This window comes from Calothrix sp. PCC 7507, assembly GCF_000316575.1.
GTDB lineage: Bacteria > Cyanobacteriota > Cyanobacteriia > Cyanobacteriales > Nostocaceae > Fortiea.
In genome coordinates, this window is sequence record NC_019682.1 from 6,187,648 (window position 1) to 6,202,467 (window position 14,820).

General features: G+C 41.5%; 13 protein-coding genes. 7 read left to right on the forward strand and 6 right to left on the reverse strand.

Annotated features, from left to right (window positions below; all coding sequences use genetic code 11):
- Positions 1-84 precede the first annotated feature (84 nt).
- The 5 genes from CAL7507_RS26525 to CAL7507_RS26545 all read left to right on the forward strand — a co-directional run bounded on the left by CAL7507_RS26525 (position 85) and on the right by CAL7507_RS26545 (position 4,586).
- Positions 85-1,095, forward strand: a complete 1,011-nt coding sequence (locus CAL7507_RS26525) for an SDR family oxidoreductase (RefSeq protein ID WP_015131576.1) — start codon at positions 85-87, stop codon at positions 1,093-1,095.
- Between the two features lie 158 nt (positions 1,096-1,253).
- Complete coding sequence (locus CAL7507_RS26530) at positions 1,254-2,171, forward strand: NAD(+) kinase (RefSeq protein ID WP_015131577.1); 918 nt, start codon at positions 1,254-1,256, stop codon at positions 2,169-2,171.
- 289 nt (positions 2,172-2,460) lie between these two features.
- The gene (gene nblR, locus CAL7507_RS26535; RefSeq protein ID WP_015131578.1) at positions 2,461-3,147 is read left to right on the forward strand and encodes a response regulator transcription factor NblR; all 687 of its coding nucleotides are present in this window, start codon (positions 2,461-2,463) and stop codon (positions 3,145-3,147) included.
- A 196-nt stretch (positions 3,148-3,343) separates the two neighbouring features.
- Positions 3,344-3,871 (forward strand): DUF192 domain-containing protein, encoded by a 528-nt coding sequence (locus CAL7507_RS26540; RefSeq protein WP_015131579.1) that lies wholly within the window; start codon positions 3,344-3,346, stop codon positions 3,869-3,871.
- 487 nt (positions 3,872-4,358) lie between these two features.
- The gene (locus CAL7507_RS26545) at positions 4,359-4,586 is read left to right on the forward strand and encodes a DUF2949 domain-containing protein (protein WP_042341617.1); all 228 of its coding nucleotides are present in this window, start codon (positions 4,359-4,361) and stop codon (positions 4,584-4,586) included.
- Between the two features lie 240 nt (positions 4,587-4,826).
- Here CAL7507_RS26545 and CAL7507_RS26550 read toward each other — a convergent pair whose 3' ends face one another.
- The gene (locus tag CAL7507_RS26550) at positions 4,827-5,978 is read right to left on the reverse strand and encodes an alanine--glyoxylate aminotransferase family protein (protein WP_015131581.1); all 1,152 of its coding nucleotides are present in this window, start codon (positions 5,976-5,978) and stop codon (positions 4,827-4,829) included.
- Between the two features lie 452 nt (positions 5,979-6,430).
- Between CAL7507_RS26550 and CAL7507_RS26555 the strand changes: the two genes are divergently transcribed.
- Positions 6,431-7,189: an ATP-binding cassette domain-containing protein gene (locus tag CAL7507_RS26555; protein ID WP_015131582.1), complete on the forward strand. Its 759-nt coding sequence runs from the start codon at positions 6,431-6,433 to the stop codon at positions 7,187-7,189.
- 195 nt (positions 7,190-7,384) lie between these two features.
- Positions 7,385-8,905: a glycine betaine ABC transporter substrate-binding protein gene (locus tag CAL7507_RS26560; protein WP_015131583.1), complete on the forward strand. Its 1,521-nt coding sequence runs from the start codon at positions 7,385-7,387 to the stop codon at positions 8,903-8,905.
- Between the two features lie 23 nt (positions 8,906-8,928).
- Here the strand turns inward: CAL7507_RS26560 and CAL7507_RS26565 are convergent, their stop codons facing one another.
- The 5 genes from CAL7507_RS26565 to trpC all read right to left on the reverse strand — a co-directional run bounded on the left by CAL7507_RS26565 (position 8,929) and on the right by trpC (position 14,751).
- A complete protein-coding gene (locus tag CAL7507_RS26565; RefSeq protein WP_015131584.1) occupies positions 8,929-9,423 on the reverse strand; it encodes a DUF427 domain-containing protein in 495 nt (164 codons plus the stop codon).
- 203 nt (positions 9,424-9,626) lie between these two features.
- Positions 9,627-10,979, reverse strand: a complete 1,353-nt coding sequence (gene ovoA / locus CAL7507_RS26570) for a 5-histidylcysteine sulfoxide synthase (protein WP_015131585.1) — start codon at positions 10,977-10,979, stop codon at positions 9,627-9,629.
- Positions 10,980-11,111: 132 nt separating this feature from the next.
- Entirely contained in the window at positions 11,112-12,086 is a 975-nt protein-coding gene (egtD, locus tag CAL7507_RS26575) for an L-histidine N(alpha)-methyltransferase (protein ID WP_015131586.1), read from the reverse strand.
- Positions 12,087-13,410: 1,324 nt separating this feature from the next.
- Positions 13,411-13,659, reverse strand: coding sequence for a DUF5340 domain-containing protein (locus CAL7507_RS26580; protein ID WP_015131587.1), 249 nt, complete (start codon positions 13,657-13,659; stop codon positions 13,411-13,413).
- Positions 13,660-13,860: 201 nt separating this feature from the next.
- The gene (gene trpC, locus CAL7507_RS26585; RefSeq protein WP_015131588.1) at positions 13,861-14,751 is read right to left on the reverse strand and encodes an indole-3-glycerol phosphate synthase TrpC; all 891 of its coding nucleotides are present in this window, start codon (positions 14,749-14,751) and stop codon (positions 13,861-13,863) included.
- Positions 14,752-14,820: the final 69 nt, after the last annotated feature.

Genomic DNA, 14,820 nt, shown 5'->3' on the forward strand with positions numbered 1-14,820 from the left:
TTCTAAAAAAAGTGTAAACTTTTGTTTATTAGGCTATTCTGATAAGATTCTTCTCATATAACTTTAAAAATTGTTACAACCCTCATGACATTATTAATCGTCGGTGCCACTGGCACCTTAGGAAGACAAGTGGCTCGTCGTGCTATCGATGAGGGGTATAAGGTGCGCTGTCTTGTCCGGAGTACCAAAAAAGCAGCTTTTCTGAAAGAATGGGGTGCAGAATTAGTATCGGGAGACTTGTGTTATCCCGAAACCCTGCCAAGAGCGCTAGAGGGTGTAACTGCAGTTATAGATGCAGCGACATCTCGCCCCACAGATTCACTGAGTATTAAACAAGTAGACTGGGATGGCAAGGTAGCATTAATTCAGGCAGTCAAAGCCGCAGGTATAGATCGTTTTATCTTCTTTTCAATTCTAGAAGCAGAAAAGTATCCAGAAGTACCGCTGATGGAAATTAAGCGGTGTACAGAACTCTACCTTGCCGAGTCTGGCTTAAACTACACCATTCTACGGCTAGCTGGATTCATGCAAGGGTTAATTGGTCAATACGGGATTCCGATTTTGGAAAACCAGCCGGTTTGGGTAAGTGGTGTATCCTCTCCCGTCGCTTATATGGACACTCAGGACATAGCTAAATTTGCTATCCGTGCTTTGAATGTACCAGAAACCGAAAAACAAGCTTTTCCCCTAGTCGGGACTCGTGCTTGGAGTGCTGAAGAAATCATTAACCTGTGTGAGCGCTTGTCTGGTAAAGAAGCCAGAATAACACGGATGCCAATTAACTTATTGCGTACTGTGCGGCGCGTCATCAAGTTCTTTCAGTGGGGATGGAACGTAGCAGACAGACTGGCGTTTACAGAAGTTTTAGCAAGTGGTCAACCTTTAAATGCCTCAATGACTGAGGTATACCAAATTTTTGGGTTAGAGCAAGAACAAACTACTACACTGGAAAGCTATCTGCAAGAGTACTTCAGTCGAATTATGAAGAAACTTAAAGAGTTAGACTATCAGAAAAGTAAAACCAAAAAGCAGAGATCAAAGAAGACTCCGTTTAAAAAAGTTAATAGTCAAGAGTCAATAGGCAATGGTCAATAGGCAAGAAGGCAATAGGCAAGGGTTGTTACTCTAGGCTTTGGACTCTTGACTCTTGACTTCGGACTTTTGACTTTTGACTCCAAACTAATGACTACGTTGTCAAAAATGTGTAAGGATTAGCATAATACAGAGCGTCGCCTAAACTTGGATATTTGAATGTGCCGAAAGTAGGCATTATCTACAATGATCTTAAACCGATAGCGGGTCGCATCGCTATCGACCTGAAAGACAAGCTAACCGCTGACGGTTGGCATGTGTGCATCACTACGAGTATCGGTGGCATACTGGGTTACTCCAACCCTGAGAGTCCCGTATGCCACACCCCGATTGATGGTCTGACGCCCCCCGGTTTTGACTCGGATATGGAATTTGCAGTTGTATTGGGGGGAGATGGTACTGTTTTGGCAGCATCTCGTCAGGTTGCGCCATGCGGTATTCCACTACTAACAGTGAATACCGGACACATGGGGTTTTTGACGGAAGCTTACATCAATCAATTGCCTCAAGCAATAGAGCAGGTGATGGCGGGTGAGTATGAAATTGAAGAACGAGCAATGCTCACTGTTCAAGTGTTGCGGGGGGAGTCAGTATTGTGGGAAGCCCTCTGCTTAAATGAAATGGTGCTACATCGGGAACCATTAACCTGTATGTGCCATTTTGAGATTGCTATAGGGCGTCATGCGCCAGTCGATATAGCAGCAGATGGTGTGATTGTTTCGACACCAACTGGTTCTACAGCCTATTCCTTGAGTGCTGGTGGACCTGTTGTTACACCTGGGATTCCCGCATTGCAACTAGTACCTATCTGTCCTCACTCTCTAGCTTCCAGAGCTTTAGTGTTTCCAGACACGGAACCGGTAAATATTTATCCAGTAAATATTCCTCGGCTGGTGATGGTAGTAGATGGGAATGGGGGGTGTTACGTTTTTCCTGACGATCGCGTACATTTAGAGCGATCGCAGTATAGCGCTCGGTTCATTCGCCTGCAACCACCAGAGTTTTTCCGAATTTTGCGCGAAAAACTGGGATGGGGTCTACCACATATTGCTAAACCCACTTCGGTAGAATTACCTTAGTCAGTTAACAGTTAACAGTTAACAGTTAACAGTTAACAGTTAACTGTTCCCCGATAAACTCATTTCCTTCCAGAACTGCTGATATAGGAATAGTATTTGGATTTAGTGATTAAAGTTGCAGCGTTGAATTTGATAGCTGATACCTGAACGTGTTACAACATCCGAGGTGGCATGTTAAATCAGGATTGCTCAAATCAGAAACTTGTAAATTATATCTCTAGTTCACGTACAGACTTTCTTTTGAAAGGTCAGTACAATCCAAATTCTATATCCAACATCACAAATCAATATGACAGTTGCTCATAGCCCCTGTGTTTTAGTTGTCGAAACCGATGAGACTCTTGCAAATCAGCTTTCTTTTGATTTGCAAGAAGCTGGTTATGAAGCCGTTTTGGCTAATGATGCAGCGAGCGGTTTACAATATAGTCGCGATCGCCAGCCTTCTTTAATTGTCCTCGATAGAATGCTGGCGGGGGAATCAGGACTCTCACTATGCAAAAATCTGAGGAGTGCTGGTATGCGTTCTCCAGTGCTAGTACTCATGGCTAGAGATTCAGTCGATGATCGTGTAGCTTGTTTAGAAGCAGGCGCTGATGACTATATTCTCAAGCCTTACCGCGCAGAAGATTTTTTGAAGTTGATTCGCCTCTATTTAAAACCTGATGTCGATACCACAGAGCAATTGCGCTTTGGAGATTTAGTGCTAGACATCGCTACCCGTCGTGCTATTCATAACAGTCGGGTAATTGATTTGACTATGAAAGAATTTGAACTCTTAAAGTTTTTAATGGAACATCCCCGCGAGGTGTTGACACGCGAACAAATTCTCGAAAATGTTTGGGGTTACGACTTTATGGGTGAGTCAAATGTAATTGAAGTATATATTCGTTACTTACGCCTGAAAATTGAAGACGAAGGACAAAAGCGTCTAATTCAGACAGTGCGCGGTGTCGGGTACGTTTTAAGGGAATCTTAAAGGCCAATGACAGGAGTGACAACTGCTACACAAAAAGATTTGATGATCCCACCTCTAAAAAGGGTGGGATTCTGAATTTAGAGAGTATACTTACAAAAAATCAAAGTCTGTGTCACCAAAAGAACAATTATCAATCGTCTGTTTTTTTTCTTAAATTTTGTTAAATTGTAATCTCAATGACAGAATCGAGAATTATATGATTCGTTGGCTAAGTTTGGTTTCCATGCTACTAAGTGTTCTGCTCATGGGTTGTTCTCTACCCACCACAGCTAAATCTCCCACTGGTTCTGGCTCTCGAACTGAAGCAACTGCACCTTCCGGTCAAAAACTACCGATTTCTGCCCAAGCTTTTGTTCCTAATGGGAAGATGATTCAATTGGAAGTGGCGCGGACTTCAGAACAGCAGGCGATGGGATTGATGTATCGTCCAGCTTTACCAGATGATAGAGGGATGCTGTTTGAGTTCCCTTCACCACAGCCAGTCAGTTTTTGGATGAAGAATGTACCAGTTGAACTGGACATGGTCTTTCTCCAGAAAGGGGTTGTCAAGTATATTCAGGTGGCTGCACCTCCTTGTGCTAGTGAACCTTGTCCCACTTATGGGCCTAATACACTAATTGACACAGTGATTGAATTACGCTCTGGGCGCTCTGCTGAATTGGGTTTGAAAGTTGGCGATCGTGTCAAAATTAAATTCTTAACCTCCGGAGCCTTACGGAGATGAGGATTTGGAAGCTTGCTGATTTCAGAATTTTGAAAATCTAAATAAATCATGTAATTGTAAAAAAAATGTCTCGTACTGTGATATAATTCTTACCGAACAACTCGCCATCTAAATTTTTGTCAGTCAGCGAAAGCTACTCTATCCACAAGCTGGAGTCAGAGTATCCAGGTTTTACAGCAAAAATCTTCCTTTTGGCGTACGTGTAAATAGTCGCAAATAAGAGACTATAAGCTATGGAATCTTTGTTACCAAATGCGTAATTAAATAAGATACTGCTGTAGAGAAGATGAAACCGATTTTACCAGGGGAAAGTGCTACTTAAAAATTGAGTAGACGAGTAGCGATAAAGTTTAAATTTCCCCATCTATCGAAGAATTGCTCTCTTTGATGGAACTTAGATAAATCTCTTTTGTGGTGTTTAATCGGTAATACCACAGTGACAGATTAAATACTGGCTACTGGCTACTGAGAAATGGTGGACTGATATATGACAATACACACTACGCAAGGAGGTGAGATACAAATGGCACCATCAACATATTCTCGACTGATTCATTTTTTACAAGAAGATTTGGCAATTTCGACGGCGTCTTTGGCTGTGGCGCTACGACACCGGGAACAAGATCCAGGCCCTTTACCCATGATTCTTTGGCAGTATGGGTTAATTACTCTGGAACAGTTAGAGAAAATTTATGATTGGCTAGAAACGGCGTAGCCGTGAGTAGTTCATGCAGGAGAATTGAGGTATGTCATATCTACCCTGCCTTGTGCAAAGGCTTATAGATAGGGAAAACTTTTATCATTTCTACTCATTTACACCCAAAAAAGAGCGAGTTGGATTTTCAACTCGCTTTTTTAGTTTTTAGTAGGAGTCAGGAGTTAGGGGTCAAGAGTTCAGGGTCAAGGTAGTATCTTGATCACGAATGACAAATGACAAATGACCAATGACAAATAACTATTGTGCAAACACTTTAGCTGCAGCGGCTACGCCAGCGCCTGGAGTAAAGTTTTCGTAGCCGAGTTCTGAGAGAACGACTTCTAGGGATGCTATGCAGCTAAGAATATCGCGATCGCTCACAAAACCCAAGTGACCAATGCGGAAAATTTTGTTTTTTAGATGATCTTGGCCGCCAGCTAAGGCGATGTCAAAGCGCTTGTTAATTAAAGACCGAATCTTATCTGACTCAATTTCTTGTGGTGCAACAGCTGTAATTGCTGGACTAGCATGAGTGTCTGGGGCAAACAGGGGTAAATTTAAGCCTTTAATCGCCGCACGGGTAGCATTTTTCTGCCGTTCGTGACGACTAAATATTGATTCTAAGCCTTCCTCTTTCATGATCCGCAAGGTGGTGTGCAGTGCCACGATTAAGTTCACTGGTGGAGTGAATGGGGTAGTGTTTTTGGCTGCTGATTTGCGATATTTGCCTAAATCTAGATAATATTTGGGCAATTTAGCAGTTTTGTAAGCTTCCCAAGCCTTGGGACTGACAGAAACAAATCCCAATCCAGGGGGTATCATGTAGCCTTTTTGGGAACCAGAGGCGACGACATCCAAACCCCAAGCATCCACGGGTAAATTGAATGCACCCAAACTAGTGACAGCATCAACAATAATCAAAGCTTCACCGTGTGCTTTGACATGGCTGTTGATGGTTTCTAAGTCATTGAGTACACCAGTTGAGGTTTCGCTGTGGGTGATGATGACGGCTTTAATTTGCTTCTCTGTATCCGCTGTGAGTTTTTCGGCAAACACTGCTGGATCGAGAGGTTTTCCCCATTCAGCGATAATTGCTTCGACATGCAAACCATAGGCTTGACCAACTTCTACCCAACGTTCACCAAACTTACCATTAGAGCCAACCAAAATGCGATCGCCTGGAGACAGAAAATTAATGATTGCTGCTTCCACAGCACCAGTACCGCTAACATTCAGTGTCAAGACATCACTTTGAGTTTGATGCAACCACTTGAGGTTTTCGTTTACCTCTGCCAAGATGTTGCTAAATTCACTAGTGCGGTGTCCAATCGGGTGTTTGGCTAATGCCAGTAAAGCCGCTTCTGGAACTGGCGTAGGACCAGGAATCATCAGCATCAGCTTATCTTTCATGTGTGTATCCTAAATTTAAATAAAAGTCAAAATTGTGGGGGATGGTGAAGACTGGTGGCAAATTCTAGACATGCAATTTGTCACCCATCTTGTAGTAAGTTCGACACATCCAGAAGAAAAGTACTGTAAGAGCTAAACTTGTGGAAACTCCGACTAATTTAAAATCCTGTTTTCAGTAATCTCACCAGAGGCGTAGACACCTTGTGGGCATCTGATCGAAGAGTAGGGGCTTGTTCTGGGCGAGTGGGAAGGAGACATCAAAATTCCTGATCCAGTTTGTCTAAATTTTTTAGCACCGACTATATAGAATCTCACAAATTTGGTTACAGGTACAGTGAGTTATGAAATTTTATCTACATCTACGCTTATTCAGTCATCAGGTAAATATACAAGTTAAATGCGTAACAGCTTAGAGTTATGAAGCAACTCACTTTCTTTTTGTGCAAACTCTCATGTCCCAAGCACCAGAAATTGCCGTTGAGTTTCGAGATGTCAGCTTCCAGATTAATCACCGTCCCTTGCTATCGCACTTGAATCTGACGATCTACCAAGGGGAAGCGATCGCATTATTGGGGCGCAGTGGTAGTGGCAAGACTACCACCTTAAAATTAATTAATCACCTGCTTGTACCCACTCAAGGACAAGTTTTAGTTAGCGATCGCCCGACAACTGAGTGGGATGCTATTCAACTGCGGCGACGCATCGGCTACGTCATCCAGGAAATCGGCTTGTTTCCCCACTTTAATATTGGGCAAAATGTTGGGCTTGTTCCCTCTCTAGAAAAGTGGACACAACCACGGATCGAGGCACGGGTCTATGAAATGTTACAATTGGTTGGCCTAGACCCGGAAAGATTTGCTCAACGTTATCCCCATCAACTATCTGGTGGTCAGCGTCAGCGAGTGGGTGTAGCTAGGGCTTTAGCCGCCGATCCACCTATATTATTGATGGATGAACCTTTTGGCGCACTCGATCCGATTACTCGCCTAGAATTGCAGCAACAATTCCACGATTTGCAAAAGCAACTGGGAAAAACTGTAATTTTTGTCACCCACGACATTCAAGAAGCTTTGTTCTTAGCAAATCGCATTGGGTTAATGTATGAAGGGAATTTAGTTGCTCTGGGAACGAAAGCAGAATTCCTCGAATCTCAACATCCAGAAGCGCAAGCTTTTATTGCTTGTTTAAATGTTGGGAAATTTAATCAGTGAACAGTGAACAGTAATCAGTGAACAGACTAATACTTATAGCCTTTCCTAGGCTACTGAAGTACAAATTTATCTGCGTTTATCTGCGTTTATCTGCGTTTAATTATTTTAGACCGTACCTTACTGGAGCGAGAAACGCTATATCTCAAGGCAAGTCACACAGTATAAATAACTGATAACTGAGTAAAGGAGATAACCTTGTTTTTCACCCAATACGCCCCAGAAATTCTCCTCCACACCGGGGAACACTTAGTCTTAGTGGCGATCGCGATGATGGTGGCGATCGCGATCGGGATTCCTTTAGGTATTCTCATCACTCGCCAACCAAAACTAGCCCAACCCATTCTCGGTTTAGCTAACGCCATTCAAACAATTCCCAGTTTAGCCATCTTTGGCTTCCTGATTTCTGTGCCATTTCTGGGAGGGATTGGCAAAATTCCGGCGATCGTGGCTTTGACTCTCTACGCCTTACTTCCCCTAATTCGCAACACTTATATTGGCATTAATAGCGTCGATCCAGCGATTCGAGAAGCGGGACGAGGGATGGGAATGACGGATTGGCAATTACTGCTACAGGTAGAAATTCCCCTCGCTTTAGGCGTGATTTTGGCGGGAGTTAGAGTCGCAACGGTGATTTCTGTGGGAATTGCGACTATTGCTGCAGCGATCGGTGGTGGGGGATTGGGAGTGTTTATTTTTCGCGGCATTTCTACAGTTAATAATCAATTGATTCTCGCAGGGGCCATACCTGCAGCTTTCATCGCCTTAGGTGCAGATTTAGCCCTGAGTTGGGTAGAAAAGCGATTGGCACAGCAAAGAGAAAAAAAAGGGAAACTTAATCGCCAATCTGGTATTTCTTTGGGCATATTAACATTACTAATTTTCGGATTAATTGCCTTTGCTTATCGACAAACACCACCAACAATTGTTATTGGCGCCAAAAATTTCACCGAACAATTTATTTTAGGAGAAATCCTCGCTCAACAAATTGAATCCCATACCAAGTTAAAAGTAGATCGCCGCTTCAATTTAGGGGGAACTTTTATTTGTCATGAAGCCGTAAAAGCCGGACAAATTGCTGGCTATGTGGAATATACAGGAACGGCATTGACTGCAGTTTTGAAAGACAAACCTGTCACTAACCCTGAATTGGTATATGAAAAAGTTAAACAAGAATATGACCAGAAATTTAAATTAGAAGTCATACAGCCTTTAGGATTTAACAATACCTTCGCCATGATTATTCGAGGCGAGGACGCTAAACGCTTGCAAATCAAAACACTCAGCGAAGCCGCTAAATATACTCCCCAATGGCAAGCAGGATTTGGCTATGAATTTCTCGAACGCAAAGATGGATATCCAGGGTTATCTAAAACCTATGGCTTAAAGTTTGCAAATATCAAACAAATGGAATTAGGATTGATGTATCAAGCCTTGAAGGAGAAAAAAGTAGATTTAATAGCAGCTAATTCTACAGATGGCTTGATTCCTGTTCTCAATTTAGTCATTTTAGAAGACGACAAGAAATATTTTCCCCCATATCAAGCTGTTCCTATATTTAATCAAGCCACGCTGCAAAAATATCCAGAATTACGGGAAGCCATTAATCAATTAGCTGGTTCAATTTCGACAGAAGAAATGCAAAAGATGAATTATCAAGTAGATAATCAATCACGTCCCGTTGAACAAGTTGTTAGTGACTGGATTAAATCCCATTGAAACCTTGATAGCTTTTTTATCAATTACCATCCCATTGTTCCTGGACTACCTTTAAATGGCCCGACAATATCAGAGGTAATCCATCCCCCATAGAAACCACCAGGTTGAGGTGTCACTAACTCATCATTTACATAGCAAGCATCCATTAAACTGACATAAAAAGCATAATATTCTTGAATCGCCACAAAATTAGTAGTTGGCTGAATATATCGCCAAGCAGCATGAGTTACACGCTTATCTCCAACGCTGACATCATAATATTGACACAAGCCTTTCCATTCACACCAAGTTTTTTTAGGTGTTTCTATTAAATGTTCCAGCTTAATGTCTTCAGAAGGGATGTAATATCCCGGAGGATGGCTAGTTTCTAATACTCTTTTAGCTTTGTTAGTTTCTGCCAAGACAATATTATTAAAAATTACCCTAATTTGTTTATCAGTATCTTGTAAACAAGCTGGACGTGGGTAATCCCAAACTGATTCTTGTCCAGGTTTTGGGGGGATAGGATCTGGTTTCATTGTTGATAATCTCCTGATTTAACAGTTAAGGAACGTGGATTAAATAAAGTGCAAAAGTAGGGTGTGTTAGCGGAGCGTAACGCACCATTCCCATTTAAATCAGAATTGCAGGTTATTAAATTTGCATTCCTAACTGTCACTATTGACGACAACTATAGCTGGGTAACGGTTACACCGATGATTTCTGTTCACTGTTCACGGATTTAAATGTCTTGAACAATTCTAAATCCAGCGTGTTGATAGAAATGGGGACGGAACCAATTGCGGTAATATTTTAAAGCTTCTGTGCCATTAGTTATCCAGCATCCTCCTAACATCATATGATGTTTGCTATCAAAAAAGATGGCAGAATTATCTTCATAGAGAGGATGAGGTTGATATCCTGGGAGGGGGTTTAAGTTATCACTCAACCATTCCCAAACATTCCCCCGCAAATCGTACAATCCAGAGCGACTTTTTGCAGTCTCTAACATCCCGACTGGACTAGGTGAGCCAAATTTTAAGTTGAGATTGTAATTATCTAAATCTTCTTCTCGACCATTACCATAAGTTACTAAATTGTACTCTGCTTCACTCATTAAACGAGTATCTTTACCTTTCCAACGACAGTAAGCCATTGCTTCATGATGATTGACTTCTACTGGCCAATCTAAAGGTAAGTCCATCTCGTCAAACATGGCTCGATATTTATAGCTACCATTTTCGTGGAGCCAAAATTTAGGAGATTGGATATCGTATTGAGTTTTCCAATGCCAAGATTCTTGATGCCAATAATCTTGATTTTCGTAGCCACCAGCCTTGACAAAATACAGGAAATCGGCATTGGTAATCAGATATTTACTGGCTAAAAAAGGTGCAACTGCAACAGTGCGATCGCCATATTCAATGTCCCAGCCGTATGTGGGATAATCATCCGGTTTGCCCAGTTTCACTACCCCAGCCAGAACTTCTATCATTTGATTATCAGCAGTGTAACCATTAAAAGGGGCATATTTCCAGTGTTGCGGGCGTTTCACTCGCTCAATTGGCAATTGGCGAATTAACATCGAAGAGGTTTCAACGTGAATGCGCTGGTGTTCAATCCCCATCATTAACGCCCACAAAGGATGTTTTTGATGAATTGGAAGAGTAATGGGGGTTTTCTGAATCAACTCGCAAATGATTTCATAAGCTTTTTCTCGATACTCCCAAACCGCTGGGACTTGTGTCAATTTAAGGTGACTGATGACATCCTTCAGATCATCAGGTATTTCCGGATCAACTCCAATTTCAAACAAGATTTCGTAGTCTGGGTTCAAACGTTTTGATAATAATTCAACCTGAATTAATTTATTGATATAGAAAACAGCCGAATGTCCTAGATAAAAAATGAGAATATTCCTCAATGGGTCGGGATTGAGATAAAATGTATCATCTCCCACCAAAGTTTTCATCAGAGTATCTTCAAGTTGCCAAGCATTATTAAAGTAGTTAAGGATCACTTGGCGTAGAGGTAGCCCGTCACAGTCATCACAACTATTTAGTCTTGGAGGATAAGCAGATTGCAAATTGTTCATGTTAGCTAATAGATGAAGCTTCTCCGTAAATTAATCAATAAGTCTGGGAAATCAAGATTTAAAGCTTAATTTACGGAGAGGTGTAGTGAATTATCTTCTAACTCAAATCTTGGTTTTGAGTTAATTCAAGTTTTAAGCTTGACAGAGCATTAAGCCAAACCACTGCTGAGGATCTGTCCAAACTTTCAGGGTTTGAAGTCCTTGCATCTCCAGTTCTTTTTGGAGAATTGCTAAATCGAACTTGCGAGAAATTTCGGTGAGAATACTTTCGCCGGCTTGAAATAAAACTTTTAAGTTGAGGATATCTAGGGACACATAATGACTCTCTTGGCAATGGAGATACATTTCAATTTGAGCCTCAGATTGATTATAAATTGCTTGATGAGTAAATAAATCAAGAGCAAAGTTGCCTTGGAAACGCCAATTTAAATGGGAAAGCATATTCAAATTAAAAGCAGCCGTTATTCCCTGACTATCGTTATAGGCTGCTTCTAAAATTTCCTTAGGCTTTTGTAAATCAATGCCAAGTAGAAAATAATCACCTGCTTTTAAAGTGTGAGCGATTTGGCTTAAAAATATTTCGCATTCTTGTGGTGTAAAATTCCCTATGGAACTTCCCAGGAAAAAAATCATCCGTGATTGTGAAGATGTCAATTCTAGTTTTTCTAAGGCTTGTTCATAAGTCCCTATTAAGCCATCAATAGACAGGGAAGGGTATTTTTGTTGTAGCTGCAGCACGCTATTTTTGAGAATTCCTCCACTGACATCAATGGGTATATATTTACATAAACCGGGAATTTTTTGGTAGGCATCTAATAAAAAGCGGGTTTTGGTAGAACTGCCACTGCCTAATTCTACCAGTTCACAAGCGCCTGTTATCTGAGCAATTTCATCTGCATATTTCTGCAAAATCAATGCTTCTGTTCGTGTTGGGTAATATTCGGGTAATTCACATATTTGTTCAAATAGTTCAGAACCGCGATCGTCATAAAAATATTTTGGCGGTAAACTCTTGGGTGTTTGGGTTAATCCTTGAATAACATCCTCACCATCATCATTGAGAGTTTGATGGTGATTTTTAAGAAGTGTTAAAGAAGTGTTTAACATTTTTTGTTTTTTCTGTTCTATATTCTAGTTATCAGATTTGCATATTTAGTTACCTAGATCAATACTTCATTAGTTAGGTGATGCTTGATAAAATAAACATAAGATTATCATAGAGTGTAGAGGCAAACTGATTAATCAGTATACAGTATGAATATTTTTTAGCATTAGTAGTATTTGTAGGGTGGGCATTGCCCACCAGATTCGGGTTTTGTAAGGCATAGCTCTACCTACGTTTAATTCAAAAATCACATATTAGTCCCAATAGAGTAGGAATATTTATTAGCATTAGTAAATTTAGCCGAACAAAGATATTTAGATAATAATACCTGCGTCAAAGTCTCATACTCTAGAAGGGTGCGATGTGATTTTGCCAAACAAATCGCAACTTCTGCTTTCAGTTACTAGGACTTACGCACTGTATAAATTGATTATTGTATGCATTAACCAAAATTAGAAATTTCCGGCTTTGATCAATCATGACTTTGATGGTAAACAGATCCGCGCTATGGAGGGTAAAGCGCAGTGCTAAACCTCTACGAAAGATGTGTTTTGTTTATCATGCATATTTTGCATTTCCTGTCAATGCGTAAGTCCTAAAATTAATCATGATGAGCATTGACGACAATAGGTCGTTTCCGGCTTTTATAGGGATTCTCGTTGACAACACTCAGTCCTGAGTCCTGAGTGCTGAGTAAGTAAAAAAAACTACTCAGCACTTATGTACTTGGTACAAGCCCCGCCCCTTGTGGGCGGAATCTTCTTACTGAGAAAAGTTGATACCCCACCCCTTGTGGGTGGTCTTTTAACTCAGCACTCAGCACTCTTCATGTGAGGTACACCCGTAGTAGCACAGCACTGCCGTGCCCTCCTGACACTAACGCAGTACCGTATCTGAATGGGAATCGCTGGGAACTAAACAGCAAAATGCTATTGAGGGCACAGCACTGCTGTGCTACTACGAAATATGTGGTTCTTATCATTCATATTTAGTATTTCCTGTCAATGCGTAAATCCTAAATTTGTACAGTGCGTAAGTCCTAAAATCTTTAACAAATTAGTATAAATTTTAGTCAGTATATAAATAGAAACTTCTGTGTAATGAAACAATCAAAGCAACTTTAACCCAGTTAGGCCTAGTGGTTTGTCAATTTTGTTTTGAGGGGTTTTTGGTAGTGCGGGCCGAAAAGCCCGCGTGAGCGAGACGCTCACACTACAGTCCCTCATTTCAACCCTGACAGACTACTAGTTGCTGATTGCCATTACTAGGACTGGGGATTGAGGTTTTGGAGTATAACTTTAGAGTTGTGATATTGAGCCATCAGCATTAATCGGGAGTAACAACTTTTTCCGTATGATGGTTGATCGACCAACGGTGATCAACAGCCATAGAGGAAAACTGGCAAATTTCTTCCAGGTGCTTTTGTTGGACAGCAGCTTTACGCAGAGTAATAATCAGCTGATTCACCTGATGCCGCAAATCCGGGTTTTGACTTACTGCTGACATGGTTTGTCTTTCTAAAAGTTGCAGTATAAGTTCGTAATGGATAGGTGAAGGCAGAGGGATTTGCTCCATGAACTTGATGTAAGAGTTTGGGTTAGGGATTTTGTATGAGCTGTTAAGTTGTCGCTAAATAAATTGTTACATAGGCAGTAAGTATTTATTGATAGCCCCAAGATGTAGATTCAGCAAAGAGATTGGCGATGCTTTGCGTGCCTGATTACCCAACTAGACTAAGTGTAGTTGCTGCTTGCAAGAAGCAGGTGAAGCATTTTTTCAAGAACGCTTGGGTAATATATGGGCGATCGCTAATTCTGGATCTGGTTGTTTCACTAGAGACTCGCCAATGAGTACGGCTGATGCGCCTGCTTGCGCCACTAAACTCAGGTCATCTGGGTGATGTAATCCTGACTCACTAACAACCAAAATATTCCGTTCTTGCAATTGCTTACTCCTTGCCGACAGCAGTTGACAAGTTGTTTGCAGGTCAACGGAAAAATCTGCTAAATTGCGATTATTAATTCCTACTAGGGATACACCATCTAAGGCTAACACACGGTCAAGTTCGGCTAGGCTGTGTACTTCTATTAACACTGCCATATTTAAAGTGTTAGCAATTTTGACAAAGTATTGCAAATCTTGATCGCTGAGGATAGCCGCAATCAATAACACAGCATCTGCCCCTTGTACACGTGCTAAATACATCTGGTAGGGATAGATGATAAATTCCTTACACAGTAGCGGCAAATCGACGGCAGCGCGGACTAGGGCTAAATTTTCAAAGCTACCTTGAAAGAACTTGACATCAGTCAGTACAGAAAGACAACTAGCACCTCCTTTTTGGTAGGCAAGTGCGATCGCTACTGGGTCAAAATCTGCCCGTAAAACCCCTTTACTGGGAGAAGCTTTTTTGACTTCGGCAATTAATGCCGGTTTGGTCTTACCTTCGCGTAAAGCTGCCACAAAGTCACGGGTTGGTGGTGCGGTGAGTACCCGTTTTTGCAATTCCTGCAGCGGTAGCCTTTCACGCATTTGGCTATCTTCTATTTCTTTTTGCCAGACAATTTCTTCCAAGATGTTGTTTGGCGCTGCATCGGGCATAGCAACCTGATATTGCAATATGGAAACATTCACAACTGCGCTGGGTGAACGACGGCGGATTTGCATACTGGTCAAGGGGCAGGGGGCAGGGGGCAAGGGTCAAGGGTCAAGGGTCAAGGGTCAAGGGTCAAGGGT